General features: G+C 35.1%; 12 protein-coding genes, 3 tRNA genes and 2 rRNA genes. 4 read left to right on the top strand and 13 right to left on the bottom strand.

From position 1 onward, the window contains the following. Positions 1 to 14 precede the first annotated feature (14 nt). Entirely contained in the window at positions 15 to 1,244 is a 1,230-nt protein-coding gene (gene pepT, locus A9G03_RS04785) for a peptidase T (RefSeq protein ID WP_065634266.1), read from the top strand. A gap of 702 nt (positions 1,245 to 1,946) precedes the next feature. Here the strand turns inward: pepT and A9G03_RS04780 are convergent. From A9G03_RS04780 to znuA, 8 genes are all read right to left on the bottom strand, one after another. Beyond that, positions 1,947 to 2,022: transfer RNA gene (locus tag A9G03_RS04780), tRNA-Lys, on the bottom strand. Between the two features lie 137 nt (positions 2,023 to 2,159). Further along, positions 2,160 to 2,903: a tol-pal system protein YbgF gene (gene ybgF / locus A9G03_RS04775; RefSeq protein ID WP_065798560.1), complete on the bottom strand. Its 744-nt coding sequence runs from the start codon at positions 2,901 to 2,903 to the stop codon at positions 2,160 to 2,162. A gap of 63 nt (positions 2,904 to 2,966) precedes the next feature. Then, positions 2,967 to 3,449, bottom strand: coding sequence for a peptidoglycan-associated lipoprotein Pal (gene pal / locus A9G03_RS04770; RefSeq protein ID WP_065634268.1), 483 nt, complete (start codon positions 3,447 to 3,449; stop codon positions 2,967 to 2,969). A gap of 165 nt (positions 3,450 to 3,614) precedes the next feature. Next, a complete protein-coding gene (tolB, locus tag A9G03_RS04765; protein WP_065634281.1) occupies positions 3,615 to 4,910 on the bottom strand; it encodes a Tol-Pal system beta propeller repeat protein TolB in 1,296 nt (431 codons plus the stop codon). A 429-nt stretch (positions 4,911 to 5,339) separates the two neighbouring features. Continuing rightward, a complete protein-coding gene (mutM, locus tag A9G03_RS04760) occupies positions 5,340 to 6,149 on the bottom strand; it encodes a bifunctional DNA-formamidopyrimidine glycosylase/DNA-(apurinic or apyrimidinic site) lyase (RefSeq protein ID WP_065798559.1) in 810 nt (269 codons plus the stop codon). A 10-nt stretch (positions 6,150 to 6,159) separates the two neighbouring features. Continuing rightward, a complete protein-coding gene (gene mrcB, locus A9G03_RS04755; RefSeq protein ID WP_065798558.1) occupies positions 6,160 to 8,481 on the bottom strand; it encodes a bifunctional glycosyl transferase/transpeptidase in 2,322 nt (773 codons plus the stop codon). Positions 8,482 to 8,610: 129 nt separating this feature from the next. Further along, the gene (gene mepM, locus A9G03_RS04750; RefSeq protein ID WP_065634271.1) at positions 8,611 to 9,972 is read right to left on the bottom strand and encodes a murein DD-endopeptidase MepM; all 1,362 of its coding nucleotides are present in this window, start codon (positions 9,970 to 9,972) and stop codon (positions 8,611 to 8,613) included. Between the two features lie 28 nt (positions 9,973 to 10,000). Beyond that, complete coding sequence (gene znuA / locus A9G03_RS04745) at positions 10,001 to 10,951, bottom strand: zinc ABC transporter substrate-binding protein ZnuA (RefSeq protein ID WP_065798557.1); 951 nt, start codon at positions 10,949 to 10,951, stop codon at positions 10,001 to 10,003. 94 nt (positions 10,952 to 11,045) lie between these two features. On the opposite strand from znuA, the gene znuC reads away from it, so the two are divergent. The 3 genes from znuC to A9G03_RS04730 all read left to right on the top strand — a co-directional run bounded on the left by znuC (position 11,046) and on the right by A9G03_RS04730 (position 14,276). Further along, positions 11,046 to 11,816 (top strand): zinc ABC transporter ATP-binding protein ZnuC, encoded by a 771-nt coding sequence (gene znuC / locus A9G03_RS04740; RefSeq protein ID WP_065798556.1) that lies wholly within the window; start codon positions 11,046 to 11,048, stop codon positions 11,814 to 11,816. Positions 11,817 to 11,827: 11 nt separating this feature from the next. Then, positions 11,828 to 12,637 (top strand): zinc ABC transporter permease subunit ZnuB, encoded by an 810-nt coding sequence (gene znuB, locus A9G03_RS04735; protein WP_065634274.1) that lies wholly within the window; start codon positions 11,828 to 11,830, stop codon positions 12,635 to 12,637. Between the two features lie 115 nt (positions 12,638 to 12,752). Beyond that, positions 12,753 to 14,276, top strand: a complete 1,524-nt coding sequence (locus A9G03_RS04730) for a YifB family Mg chelatase-like AAA ATPase (protein ID WP_065798555.1) — start codon at positions 12,753 to 12,755, stop codon at positions 14,274 to 14,276. A 5-nt stretch (positions 14,277 to 14,281) separates the two neighbouring features. On the opposite strand, the gene A9G03_RS04725 is transcribed toward A9G03_RS04730, so the two are convergent. The 5 genes from A9G03_RS04725 to A9G03_RS04705 form a co-directional block, all read right to left on the bottom strand. Continuing rightward, complete coding sequence (locus tag A9G03_RS04725) at positions 14,282 to 14,620, bottom strand: DUF413 domain-containing protein (protein ID WP_065798554.1); 339 nt, start codon at positions 14,618 to 14,620, stop codon at positions 14,282 to 14,284. A 131-nt stretch (positions 14,621 to 14,751) separates the two neighbouring features. Further along, positions 14,752 to 14,827: transfer RNA gene (locus A9G03_RS04720), tRNA-Trp, on the bottom strand. A gap of 8 nt (positions 14,828 to 14,835) precedes the next feature. Continuing rightward, a tRNA-Asp gene (locus tag A9G03_RS04715) sits at positions 14,836 to 14,912 on the bottom strand. 39 nt (positions 14,913 to 14,951) lie between these two features. Continuing rightward, positions 14,952 to 15,067, bottom strand: a 5S ribosomal RNA gene (gene rrf, locus A9G03_RS04710). Between the two features lie 152 nt (positions 15,068 to 15,219). Further along, positions 15,220 to 15,620 (bottom strand): 23S ribosomal RNA (locus tag A9G03_RS04705); the annotation flags it as partial.

Below are 15,620 nucleotides of genomic sequence, written 5' to 3'. Positions count from 1 at the left end.
GAGGTCATTTTATTATGAATATTACTGAACAATTAGTTGAACGTTTTTTGCGTTATGTTAGTGTTCCAAGCCAAAGTGTAGTTGGATCTGCGCAAGTACCTTCTACTCCGGGACAAACCGAATTAGCTAAATTACTTAAGCAAGAACTGATTGAACTGAATTTGCAAGATGTACATCTTGATGAGCACAGTATTGTTACGGCTAAATTACCGGGCAATAATCCACATGCGCCTAACATTGGTTATGTTGCTCATTTAGATACGGTGGATGTAGCCTTATCAGATAAAATTCACCCTCAGCGAGTTACCTTTAATGGTGAAGATATTTTATTAAATAAAGATAAAGATATCTGGTTTAAAGTTAATGAACACCCTGAATTAAATAAATACCTTAATCAAGAATTGATTGTCACTGATGGCACAAGTGTTCTAGGTGCAGATAACAAATCTGCAATTGCAATAGTTATGACAATGTTAGATCAGTTACAAAAACAAAATTGTACTCATGGTGATATCTATGTGGCTTTTGTACCTGATGAAGAAGTCGGTTTAAATGGTGCTAAAAAACTTGATTTGAACCGTTTCAAACCTGACTTTGCTTATACTATTGATTGTTGTGAGTTGGGTGAAGTGGTGTACGAAACATTTAATGCTGGCTCAGCAATCATTGATATTACAGGGGTATCTGCCCACCCAATGTCAGCTAAAAATGTATTAATCAATCCTATACGCGTTGCAAATGATATTATTAATTGTTTTGACAGTTTCGAAACCCCTGAACACACAGAAGGTAAAGAAGGCTATTTTTGGTTTAATGATATCGTTGGTAACCAAAGTACTACGACACTAAAAATGAGTATTCGTGACTTTGATTTAGCAAAATATCAAGCTCGTAAAGCATATATTCAAGACGTAGTAGACTTTATTAGTCGTAAATATCCAAGAGCTAAAATTGAATGTAAAATTACAGACACTTACAGTAATATTGCCAACTATTTAGGTGATGATCGTCGCTGTATCGATTTAATTTATCAATCATTTGAACAATTGAATATTGAGCCTAATACTATTGCTATGCGTGGTGGTACTGATGGTTCGGCACTATCAGCCAGAGGATTAACCACACCTAATTATTTTACAGGTGCTCATAACTTTCACTCTTGCTTTGAATTTTTACCATTATCATCGTTCCTTAAATCATTTGAAGTAACAATGAAAATCATCGAATTAGCAAATAAAGTTTGATCATCTAATTAAAGAGGGAAATTATTCCCTCTTTAATTAGACATTGTATCAATGAGTTGCAGCTTTCTGTTTTCAACTTTAGTCTGAATTGAAATCAATCAATAAACACACTATAAAATCTATCAATCATTTAGCAAACTACAGCACCCTATATTTATAACTTACCGTCATAATAAAGGCGCATGGCTTACCAGACATACGACTTCAACGTTAATATTCTTTACCTAACAAGTTAGTTAAAACGAACAAGGCTTATAAAAATCGCGATAAATAAACCTACAACTTTCATTTTATACTGTAAATCCAGAGCATTTAGATTGATTATTATTATTGATTTTTAATCCTATAAACCTATTTTTATGAGGTAGATAACCAATACCAAAGTAACCTCAATTTTTAGTGACATCAGATAAGTATTTATCTTTATTAATAGGTTTTTTTATCGTTATAAAAATGAATCAAGCTCATAGAAAATAGGGCATGAGGTTTAAGTTAGGTGATTACTCAAAAAATACTATTTTTAGTAATATTTTTTAGCTTGCAGGATAATTTCACTGAATAAAAATGTTTACTTTAGCTATTCAAGTCTAATACTAAGTAAAGTTGAAATCTATTCTAAACTAATTAATATCGAACTGATTCACTGGAGTTTAATATTTTTTAAATTGGTCTGTTTTGGTATTTGAAATATCAAAAGAAAGATGGTGGGTCGTGAGCGATTCGAACGCTCGACAAACGGATTAAAAGTCCGCTGCTCTACCGACTGAGCTAACAACCCATTTTAGATAAAAACTGCAATGTGCTTTAGAATTAAAGTTACAAGCAATTTCGGGTTGCTATATTACTTACTATTCTCAAGCAGTGCAACCCTTTTCTTGCTTTTTGCATCCAATAGCTGGTTATTTATACATTTTACTAAAGTGATGCTAATTTTTTATTAGCAAGATCAACGGTATTTTTATCTTTAGGATATTTACTGACAACTTGTTGGAAAACGGTTTTAGCAGTTTTTTTATCGCCTTTATCCAATAAAATTATACCGACCTTATAAAGGCTATCTGCCGCTTTAGGAGAAGCTGAAAAATCTTTTACGACTGTCGCATAATAAAACGATGCTTTATCTTTTTTCCCTTCTTTATAGTAAAGTTGACCTAGCCAATAATTTGCATTAGCTAGGTAACTTGACTTTGGATAAGCGTCAATGAACTTTTGAAAAGCAGCGATAGAATCACTGTTTTGTTTACCCTCAGAAACATATTGCATGATAAAGTTATAATCGGCTTTATCATTACCTGACGTTGTCCAACTTGATAAGTCTGAAGATGGCGTAGCTGATTGAGAATCAGTAGATGGAGCGGATGCAGGTGAAGACGAATTATCTTGTGAAGAATTAGTATTTGATGAGAATCCTGAACCACCAACCATTTGTTGAAGAATCATCTTTTGACGTTCTATAGTTTGGTTGAGTTGGTATTTAGTTTCTTCCAATTGACCACGAAGTGTATCCAAATCTGATTGTAAATCACTAATTTGTTGCTGATTTTGTATTAATAATTGACCTTGAGCTTGAACCGTTCTATCTAGCTCAGAACTACCAGCAGCACAACCATAACCGGTAAACAAAAGAAATAAGAACAATATGAGTGTTTTTTTATACATATTATATACTCGGCGTGAACTTTAAAATAAAACGGCTGAATTATCAGCCGTTATCACAAGCTATTAATAACCAGGGTAGGTTACTACAGCACGACGGTTTTTAGCATAAGCTGCTTCGTCATGACCTAATACAGCTGGTTTTTCTTTACCATATGATACTACTTGTACTTGTGAGCCAGAAACACCATTACCTTGTAGGTATGATTTAACTGCGTCAGCACGACGTTCACCTAAAGCGATATTGTATTCTGGTGTACCGCGTTCATCGGCATGACCTTCAACAACTACGTTTACAGAAGAATTTGCACGCATAAATTCTGCATGTGCATTTAATAATGTAGTATATTCAGATTTAACATTATATTTATCAAAATCAAAATATACAGTATTAGTTTGTTGTAATCTGTGAAGTTGTTCTAAAGCTTCTTTTGATAAAGAACCGTTTGCACTACCGCCAGCATTACTGCTTTTGCTTGATGAACATGCAGTAAGTGCGATTAATGGTAAAGCAACCGCAGCTACTTTAAGAAATTTAGAAAATTGCATTGTATTAACTCCTTTGTGTTTGAATAAATTATTATTTATATTTTATTTATCTGACTACTCAGTAACAATTATTACTAATTAGTCAGATTAGCGTTATATATTATAACGACCTAACATTTTGTACAATTTTAATATTCATAATATCGATTAAATTTTAATCTCTTCTTATAAATAAGGTGACCAAGCAGGGAATTTCACCTGTCCGTCAGTTGCTGGTAATTTAGCTTTGAAGTTACCATCAGTTGAAACCAAATTCAAAATTGTACCTAATCCTTGTGTTGAACTATAGATGATCATAGTACCATTCGGTGCAATACTTGGTGTTTCATCTAAGAATGTATCAGTTAAACGTTGATAAGTACTTGTTGACATATCATAACGAGTAATATGTTGTTCACCATTATTAGTCGAAATCATTGCAATGAAAGAACCGTCTGGTGCAACGCGAGCATTTTGATTTTGGGTATTATCCCATGTTAAGCGTTGTGATGTTCCACCATTAATATTGATACTATAAAGTTGAGGTCTACCTGCCTGATCTGATGTATAAACAATAGTTTGGCTATCTGGCATCCATGATGGTTCAGTATCATTACTGCGACCTGATGTAATTTGTGTGATTTTTTTAGAGCCCAAATTCATAACATACAAATTCAAACTCCCATCTTTAGATAAGGCGAACGCTAATTTACTACCATCAGGAGAAAATGCAGGCGCACCGTTATGTTTAGGGAAAGAAGCAACAGTTTCAGAAGCCCCACTATCTAGTGTTCTGATTACTAATGATGAATGACCACCCTCAAAAGTTACATACGCTAATTTTTTTCCATCTGGTGACCAAGCTGGTGACATTAATGGTTCCTTAGAACGATGTACTGTCATTTGATCAAAGCCATCATAATCAGATACTCGCAATTCGTGAGTAAACGGTCCTTTAGTTGTTTTTACAACATAAGCTATACGCGTTCTAAATGCACCTTTGATACCAGTTAGTGATTCGAAAATTTCATCACTAGCTGTATGTGCAGCATAACGTAACCAACGTTTTTCGATAGAGTATTGATTTTGAGCTAATACCGCACCTGGGCGAGTTACGGTATCAATTAATTGGTAACTGATAAGATATTTTCCAGAGGCATCAGGTTGAATAGTGCCCACAACTACGGCAGAAACACCTAGTTTACTCCATAATGCAGGGTTAACTTCTGAAGGTGATGTTGGTCTTTGTGGCATGCTGCTCACATCAATAGGATTAAATTTACCACTATTACGTAAATCTGAAGCAACGATGTCTTCTATAAATTGTGGAGGCTCGCCCGAACCCGTCCATTTAAAAGGCACCACAGCTATTGGCTTAGCAGTACTAACGCCATCGGTAATAATAATGCGAACTTCTGCATTCGCAATCATTGTATAAAATAACACAAAAAAAGTTATCAAAAAGCGAGAAGCAAATTTGATCATCTTAGATTCCTTAATAAAAACAAAATAAATTGCGTTAAAAATAAATGCAAACAAGAAATAACGCGCAAGAAAAATCCGTGATTTTTTAATATATTACAATCATTTAGTACTATATATTAAACTTTATAAAAGATTAAAACTTTTATAGTCAGAAAGATAGCCGATATCGCGTAACAAGTCCATACTCTTCAAAATAAAAAGATTTTCAAAATATTAACTTTTTACCTACTAGCTATTATCAATACATTTAAGATTAACAATTATGACTAAGTGATTAGGTGTATATACTAATCCGATTTTATTAAGGTTTAAAGAGGAATAATATACAATATTTAGACAAAATTATTTGATTGTCCAGTTCAAAAATATCAGTTGTTATATATAAACAACAAAAACATAACATAATGATTTATTATTATAAAATAATCATTTTTGGCATATCTCACAATAAAATGTATTACGTTGCCCTATTTTTTGTGACTTTATTTCGGTTTGGCAAAGATAACATTTTTCGCCATCTCGACCATACACTTGCAATTTTTGAGCAAAATAGCCAGGCTTACCATCTGATTGAAGAAAATCTTTAAGGGTTGTACCACCTTGTTCAATCGATTTAGACAAAACATGTTTAATAGCTATCACTAACTGTTCAAATTCGAATAAAGATAAAGTATTTACTTTACGATTAGGGTTTATTTTTGCCATAAACAGTGATTCTGAAGCATAAATGTTACCAACCCCCACGACTATATGGTTATCCATAATGAACGTTTTAATTGGCACATGCCGATTTTGAGCTTTTGAGAATAAATATTTGGCAGTCAATTCATCACTTAATGGTTCAGGGCCTAGATGCAGTAATTGAGTAACGTGGTCAAGTTTTTTTGCCCAAAGCCAAGAACCAAAACGCCTTGGGTCGGTATAACGTAATATCACACCGTTTTCAAGAGTTAAGTCTACGTGATCATGTTTAGCAGCTTGTTGAGGATTTAATAACACCCTTAAACTACCAGACATACCTAAATGAATAATAATCCAATTATTAGGTAACTGGAGCAACAAATACTTTGCCCGTCGTTTTACATCTAAAATTTCTTGGCCATGAGCGTTAAAAATAGCTTCACTTATAGGCCAACGCAATTTAGGTTGCCGAACAACAATTTGCTTAATGGTTTGTCCTTTAAGATAAGGCAGAATCCCTCTTTTGGTTGTTTCAACTTCAGGTAATTCAGGCATATTTATTTACTCAATTATTTAACATATCAGTGACCCAAGTTGGTGCTTGCTGTCCTTGCATGGATTGATTATTACCCGAACACAAACTCTGAGGGTTAATAGTCCAAGCAGGTAACGTTCTACTACCACTGCCGTCACATTGCCATTTGCCATTACTATCAATAGGTATCATAAAAATATTTTGCGGCATTGGTAATACCAATTTTTTCGGAGGATTATTTTGTAAATACTCACTATAAATCTTCAATGCACCAGTTGCGCCGGTTAATTTCATCGGGGAATGATCATCAAGTCCAATCCAAATGACAGCAACATTTTTACCATCAATGCCAGTAAACCAGCTATCACGAGAATCATTACTTGTCCCTGTTTTTGCAGCTAACTTAAATCCACTATATTTTGTTTTTAGCGATCGCGCAGTACCGGATTCAACAACTTGTTGCATAGCATAAGTTGTAAGAAAAGCTGATTGTTGAGAAACAGCTTGTAACTGTTGAGGGTAACTTTGATAGACCAATTCGCCTTTATCAGTTAATACGTATCTTAAAATGGTAAGCGGAGATCGTTGCCCATTGTTAGCAATTGTTTGAAACATCTGCGCTGTTTCTAAGGGAGTTAACTCCAAAGCACCGAGTAATCGTGATGGTAGATTAGGAATACGATCTGACGGTATGCCTAAGGCTTCTAATGTATTTTTACTTGCATCCAATCCCAAAGCCATCCCTAAATTAACAGTGGGCACATTAAGTGAGAGTGCTAATGCATCAACTAGCATCACTCTATCACGGAATTTACGATCATAATTTTTAGGTTCCCAATACGTGCCATTATCAAGTTTAATTGATATTGGTGTGTCATTGAGCCAACTATTTAATTGATAGCGATCCGGTTGGCCTAATGCTGTTAAATAAGTGGAAGGTTTAGCTAAAGAACCAATTGCTCGCCTTGTTAGCCAAGCACGATTATAACCTGGGTAACGAGGCTCTGCACTACCAATAATGGAACGAATTTCGCCCGTTTCTCGACTCACAACGACCATAGCTGTTTGTAAATCTTTATTCGTTGATTTACGCAAAGCATCTATTTCATTAGTAACAGCTTGCTCCGCAGCAGCTTGAGCAACGGGATCAAAGGTGGTAAAAATCTTCATGCCTGATAGGTGATCAGCTTTGTCACCTAATTGTTTTCGTAATTCGCTACGAACGACTTGCATAAATGCAGGTTGAGGAGAAATAACCCCACCTTTAGGTAAAACTGAAAGTGGACGCTGACTTAATAAATTATAAAGCTCATCATCTATAATCCCTTGTTGTTCTGTCAGTTTTAAAACAACATTTCGACGTTCAATCACTTGCTGTGGCTGTGTCCATGGATTATACAGTGATGCACCTTTTACCATACCCACTAAAACAGCTTGTTGATCTAAGGTTAATTCATTAACGGGACGACCAAAATAGTAAAGACTTGCTAACGGAAAACCATGAATCTCTTCACTGCCAGCTTGTCCAAAATAGACCTCATTTAAATAGAGTTCTAATATGCGTTCTTTACTGTAGCGAGCATCTAAAATTAATGCCATATACGCTTCTCGTATTTTACGAGATAAGCTGCGTTCATTAGTCAAAAAAAGATTTTTAACCGTCTGCTGGGTCAAAGTACTTCCGCCCTCAGTACGTCCTGTAGTGAGGTTAACAAAAATTGCTCGTCCAATCGAATATAAACTAACACCATGATGATCATAAAAACGTTTATCTTCTGTAGCGATTAATGTTTGCAGTAAAGAATCAGGAAATTCTTTTAATGGAACAAACAGTCGCTGTTCTCCATTTGGAGAGTGCATCATGGTGATTAATTTTGGATCAATGCGTAGTAAGCCAAAATCACGCCCAGTATCTAAATTAGTAATGCGATCAACGCGGTTTTCATAAAACGTTATTTTGACACGAAATGCTTGTTCTTCACCATCTGGAAAAGTAAAAGGTCGACGGTAAATTTCAATAGAATCATTACTAACAATAAATTCACCTGGGCGGGTGGCTTTAGTATCTTGCTGACGATACTGCGCGCCCACTAACATACTAACGACATCACTTAAACTATATTCACTATCAGGTTCAAGATCGATGATCTGACCATAAACAGCAGCTGGTAATTCCCATACGTTACCATCAATTCTCTCTTTGATTTGTTGATCAAGATAAATACCGTAAATAACGGTCACCGCAGCAAAAATAAGAAAAAGTTTAAACAATAACGACCAAAGTCTTCGCTTTAGTGTCACTTTATTTTTTTTAGCTTTTTTATTGGCTCGTTTTTGAGTTGATGTATTCAAACTGCACCTAAAATTTAAATTTTATGAAACTCGTCATATAATAACACAGTTTTTAGCCGATATTACGGCATTGTTTGTGTAAAGAGTTTGAAGTAAGTATCCAGTTTAGTAGTTAAAAAATCACAAGCTTTAAAAAACAAGTTGTGATTTAATATCTTTAACTTTTTCTATGAATGCTTTTTTAGATTTACCAGTCAATCCTTCCGAAATTGGTAAACTTGCAGTTAACGGATTAACGGGTTTGTTATTAATATGTAATTCAAAATGTAAATGTGGACCTGTTGAACGACCAGTATTACCTGATAATGCTATTTTTTCACCTTGTTTTACTTGTTGACCTGGTTTGACTAAAATCTTGTCTAAATGCATATATGTGGTCATATATTGTCGACCATGGCGGATAGCGACATAATTACCTGCTGAACCACTATATTTGGCAATCACAACCTCACCATTACCAACAGATAAAACAGGCGTACCGCGAGATACAGCAAAATCAACACCATTATGAGGTGTAACAACACCTGTAACGGGATGTAAACGACGAGGATTAAAATTGGACGATACTCGCGCTTGCTTAGCTAAAGGATACCGAAAAAAGCTTTGTGATAAACTGCCACCAGTAATATCATAATACTTACCATCATCAGCTAATACGGCATAATAATCTTTGCTACCATTTTTGATTCTAACGCCTAATAGTTGACTGTTAGATAAACGTTTACCATGCATTTCTCTCGATAATACTACCGAAAATTTATCACCAACTTGCAAGCGTCTAAAATCTAATCGCCATTGTAATGCTCGGGTTATAATGCCTATTTCACTACTAGTTAAACCACTTTTACGCGCATCTGCGACAAAATTAGCTTTAATTTCACCTTTAATGACAACATTTTCTGGAACGGCTTCTGCCGTTTCTGAACTTTCAATAAATTTATCGCCTGATTTTTCATATATACGAATATTGTTACTAGAAATGGTCCAAGTAAAACTTTGTAGATTATGATCATCATCAGTTGTCCAACTAACTTGTTGACCTATTCTTAAATTTGCTAGTTGTTTGAATTTAGTGGTTAATTGATAAACATCATTTTTATTAACATTATAGCGTTGCAAAATATCATGCAAAGTATCGCCGCGCGCAATAGTATATTGTACCGTGTTGTCTTTATCATCAATAATGTCATCTAATTCATCTTTAGCAATCTCATCTTCGGGAACATCTGATGATTCAGTAACCTCTTCATTTTTAGATTTTCCACCGACCACTTCTATTCGACCATCACCTACAACAACAGGAGAATTTACGTCATCGGTGACAGTCGTTTCTGCTTGAGGAGTGAGAGGAACATATTCCGTACGATCCAAATTAAGTGGTCGCCATAATATGGTAAATAAAATAACAATAAGAAGGACGCCTAATACTGAAAAATAGGGAGTTTTAAATTTATTTTTTTCAATACTAGGGGATTCAATCTTTCGTGCCAAAATTAACCTTAACTATTTATTATCTAAACTAATTTTTATCTAAACAATCCAACAGTTGCTGTGTTAATCTCAATAAAAATTGTGAATAGGCATTTTTTGATAAAGCGATATCTGTACCTAAGGGATTCAATTCCCCAATTCGAACTTCAGTTCCATTCACTAATTTTTCAATAACTGCAGGGCTAAACTGTGGCTCTCTAAATACACATACTGCTTGATGTTCTTTTAACTCTTGTTTAATCGCATAAACCGTTTGAACACCGGGCTGTACTGCTGGATTTATGGTAAAACTTCCTAGGTTTTTTAATCCGAACTGTGACTCAAAATACCCGTAAGCATCATGAAACACAAAATACCCGCTATTTTGTACGTTAATCAGTTTTTTTGCAATGCTTTGTTCTGTTTCAGCCAGTTTAATCGTGAATTCGTTTAGATTTTCATCAATTAAATCTCTTTTATCAGGATATAAGTCGATAAGCTTATCGTGCACGGTCTTTGCAATGATTTTTGCTATCTGTGGAGAAAGCCATATATGTTCATCATATGAACCATGGTGGTCATGTTCATCATCTGAATCTAATTTTCCATGCTCATGATTTTGAGTACCAGTTCTAAGTAGTTTTTTGATGTCTGGTATCTCCATTAATTCTATTTGTTTGTCTTTATCTATACCTTTTAAAACGGTCGGCATAAAAGCTTCTAAATCCTCCCCGACCCAAACCACTAATTGTGCTTGTTTGATTTTAACTAAATCAGAAGGTTTTAAAGAATAAGTATGGGGGGAAGCACCATCGGGTAATAAAACATCAGTCTCAGTTACACCATAAGTTATAGCTTCAGTTATAAAACCAATAGGTTTGACTGAAGTTAAAACATCGGCATTTGCACGAGTAGCAATACTTTGCGTGATAAATAGCAAACTTGGTAGTATCAAAATCCGCAATAACTGTTTAAAATTTAGTGATATATATTTTTTCACATTATTACCTTATATTTATAAATATATGATATTATAGATGCATTAATTGTTATAATATAACATAACATGTCGGTGAGCAAGGATTTACACTAAGATGACACAGCTAATTTCACTTGATAGGGTTTCGGTTGAACTTAACCAACAAAAGATATTAGATAATGTTTCGTTTACTATCAGTACGAATCAAATCGTAACCTTACTTGGACCAAATGGCGCAGGTAAATCAACATTAGTCAAAGTTATCCTTGGACTAACCCCTTATTCCTCTGGAATAATCAATCGTTCCGACAATTTAACAATTGGATATGTTCCTCAATCCATTAAATTAAATCCAACTTTACCCATTACTGTAAAACGGTTTATGCGGCTAAATAAACGACTTAATAATGATGATATCCTAAAAGTCTTAACAATGGTTAAAGCAGAATATTTAATCGATAAATCAATGCACCAGCTATCAGGCGGCGAATTACAACGCGTTTTACTTGCGCAAGCCTTAGCTAAACGACCACAATTACTAATTCTGGATGAACCTACGCAAGGCGTTGATGTTAACGGACAAGTGCTATTATATGATCTTATTATTAATGCCAAAAATGAGTTTAATTGTGGAGTATTAATGGTTTCCCATGATTTGCATATTGTTATGGCAAAGACAGATGAAGTGATTTGTTTAAATCACCATGTTTGTTGTTCAGGAACGCCTGCTATTGTTTCTAATGATCCTGAATTTATTTCTCTTTTTGGTCAACATGGCGCGTCACAAATTGCTGTTTACAAGCATCATCACAACCATCAACATGATCTTTGTAAGCAAGATTATGATGATCATCATCATAATAATTGCGTTACATGCTCTAATTAGGACAAAAAACTATGATTGAGTTACTATTACCTTCTTTATTAGCCGGTTTGTGTCTGACAACGGTAACCGGACCATTAGGTACTTTTGTTGTTTGGCGCAGAATGTCATATTTTGGTGATACTTTATCCCATGCAGCTTTACTTGGTATCGCTTTTGGCTTCTTATTACATATTAATTTATTCTATTCTGTTATTTTTATTACGCTTATTCTAGCTTTAGGATTACTTTGGTTAGAAGCGCAAAAACAATTACCAATAGATACATTGCTAGGGATATTAGCCCACAGCGCACTTTCTCTAGGCTTAGTCGTAATTAGTTTAATGAATAATATTCGTATCGATTTAATGGGATACTTATTTGGTGATCTTTTATCCGTGACGTTTATTGACGTCTATCAAATTATAATTTGTGTTGCATTAATAGGCATTTTATTATTATGGCGTTGGAATGATTTTCTTTTTATTACTGTTAGTGAAGAATTGGCATTTAGTCATGGTATCAACATTCAATTCACAAAACTGCTTTTAACGTTATTATTAGCTTTAACAATCGGAATTGCAATGAAGTTTGTTGGGGCTTTAATTATTACATCATTACTGATAATTCCTGCTGCAACCGCAAAATACTATTCTAAAACACCGGAAGCAATGGCACTAATTGCAATTATCATTGGAATGTTATCGATCATTTGTGGTTTATTCTTCTCACTAATTTATGACACGCCGACAGGACCATCGGTTGTATTAAGTAATACCTGTTTATTTTTTATATCATTGCTTGTTTCAAAATTATTTTTTGGTGAAAAAACCAGTAAAATCTGAAAAAATTAAATATTTTTTGTGACTAAAAACGAATTAATTAAATTGGTTAATTTAAATATTACCTATAGTAATTAAGGTAATAACACAAATTAATCATTTAATTAAAGTAAATACTATGTCACTTGCAATTATTTATACTCGAGCATCAATAGGTATACAAGCACCTCAAATTAATGTCGAAATTCATATTAGTAATGGATTACCAGGATTTGTCTTAGTTGGTCTTCCTGAAGCAACTGTTAAAGAAGCGAAAGATCGCGTTAGAAGTGCAATTATTAATAGTGGTTTTACTTTTCCTTCCAAAAAGATCACAGTTAACTTGTCCCCCGCAGATCTTCCTAAAGAAGGCAGCCGTTTTGATTTACCTATTGCCATCGCAATTCTTGCAGCTACTGCACAAATTCCAACAGATAAATTACTAGATTATGAGTTTTTAGGTGAACTCGCTTTATCTGGTGATATTCGAGCAGTAAAAGGGGCAATTCCAGCAGCTATTGCATCACAAAAGAAAAGACGTACATTGATTATATCCGCAGAGAATCAATCTGAAATCTCGTTGATACATCAAAGTAACACCTTAATTACAAATAATTTGATAGAGGTCTGCCAACATTTATCAAACCAGACAAACTTATCATCAGTAGAATATCGCGAATACGAAAATAATTGTAATACCGATAGAAATTTACAAGATATTATTGGGCAAGAACATGCTAAAAGGGCACTAGAAATAGCAGCAGCTGGTGGGCACAATCTATTATTTATAGGACCACCAGGAACAGGTAAAACAATGCTAGCGACAAGGCTTACATCACTGTTACCACCACTCTCAGATGAAGAAGCCTTAGAAAGTGCAGCCATAACCAGTTTAGTTAGTGCAAATGGAACAATTAAAAACTGGCATCAAAGGCCTTTCAGGGCACCTCATCATAGTGCTTCAACTGCGGCATTAGTTGGCGGTGGTTCAATTCCCAAACCGGGTGAAGTCTCTTTAGCACATAATGGCGTGCTATTTTTAGATGAGTTACCTGAATTTAATCGAAAAGTACTAGATGCGTTAAGAGAACCAATTGAATCAGGGGAAATTATTATTTCTAGAGCTAATGCTAAAATCAAATTTCCAGCAAGGTTTCAACTTATTGCCGCCATGAATCCGAGTCCTACAGGTCATTATCAGGGAACGCATAACCGTACAACACCACAACAAATTATTCGTTATCTGAATCGTCTTTCAGGACCTTTTTTAGATAGATTTGATATTTCTATAGAAGTACCGCTTTTACCTAAAGGAACCTTAAGTAAAAAAGTAACAACAACGGAAACGACTGAAATAGTAAAGAAAAGAGTATTAGAAACACGAAACAGGCAATTAAAAAGAAGTAATAAATTAAATAATCAATTAAACTCTAACGAAATTCAATGCTATTGTCAGTTATCGGAAGAAGATAATGAGTTTTTAGAACAAGCTTTAATAAAATTAGGACTATCAGCAAGAGCGTGGCATAGAATTTTGAAAGTATCACGTACAATTGCCGATTTAGATTTGTCTGATACCATAGAACGAAAACACATTTCAGAAGCACTGAGTTATCGTTCTATGGACAGGTTATTAATTCAATTACATAAAAATATTGGCTAATGATATTAATCATCAGTATCAACAAAATCATCAGCAACATCTACTTGTGGTTTGCCGCCTGATAATGTATGAAAACGTTTTGGTTTATTAATACGGGATAAATATTTTAACCAAGCTTTTTCAAATTCAGTGGTAGGTTCTTTTTTTCCTTTACAGACAGCAACAAATGACTTTTCTTCAGCTGTAACAGGCTTTCTAATTTCTGTATCTAAATCTTTAAAAGCATAGCCATGCTTTTCTAAAATTTGAGCCTCTTTAATTGTAAAATCTCCATGGCGAGAAAATCCTCTAGGATAATTTTTATTATCAAAAAAACGTTGTTGACTTATAAAACTTTCAGCCATCTTATATCCTCTAAGTTGTAAAAGTAGTTGGGCGGGAATTATAATTAACTAAGTTAATCTGTAAACAAAATTTTTTTATTTATACTTGTAAAAACGACTGAACGGCTAAAATTAAGGCAAAACAATTATTTTGGCAGGGGCGGAGAGTCTCGAACTCCCAACACCCGGTTTTGGAGACCGGTGCTCTACCAATTGAACTACGCCCCTAAATAAGGTGGCGGAACGGACGGGGCTCGAACCCGCGACCCCCTGCGTGACAGGCAGGTATTCTAACCAACTGAACTACCGCTCCACCGTATTTGGTGTGTCTATATAAAGCTAAAATTTAAAAGTCTGGCGGCACCCTACTCTCACATGGGTAATACCCACACTACCATCGGCACTACGGCGTTTCACTTCTGAGTTCGGCATGGGGTCAGGTGGGACCACCGCGCTATTACCGCCAGACATATCCTGTCTTCTCTTTCTCTCAACTGATGCACATTATCGCATGTCTGCATCAATCGCTCAATCCGGAACAAACTGTTTTATTAATCTTTAACCATCTTTCGATGACTTCTTACTCTCAACTTCGCGTATCCAAAACAACTCCGAGTTGTAAGGTTAAGACTCTCGGTTCATTAGTATCAGTTAGCTCAATGTATCACTACACTTACACACCTGACCTATCTACGTCTTAGTCTCAAACGGACCTTACTGATTCTCATCAGGGAAAACTCATCTCGAGGCTAGTTTCGTGCTTAGATGCTTTCAGCACTTATCTATTCCGCACGTAGCTACCGGGCAATGCAATTGGCATCACAACCCGAACACCAGCGGTGCGTTCACTTCGGTCCTCTCGTACTAGAAGCAAACCCTCTCAATTTTCCTACGCCCATGGCAGATAGGGACCGAACTGTCTCACGACGTTCTAAACCCAGCTCGCGTACCACTTTAAACGGCGAACAGCCGTACCCTTGGGACCTACTTCAGCCCCAGGATGTGATGAGCCGACATCGAG

Origin of the sequence: Gilliamella sp. wkB171 (assembly GCF_001693755.1) — a bacterium.
GTDB lineage: Bacteria > Pseudomonadota > Gammaproteobacteria > Enterobacterales > Orbaceae > Gilliamella > Gilliamella apicola_F.
The sequence above is the reverse complement of the archived record's forward strand: the minus strand, read 5'-3'. Positions and strand labels throughout refer to the sequence as shown.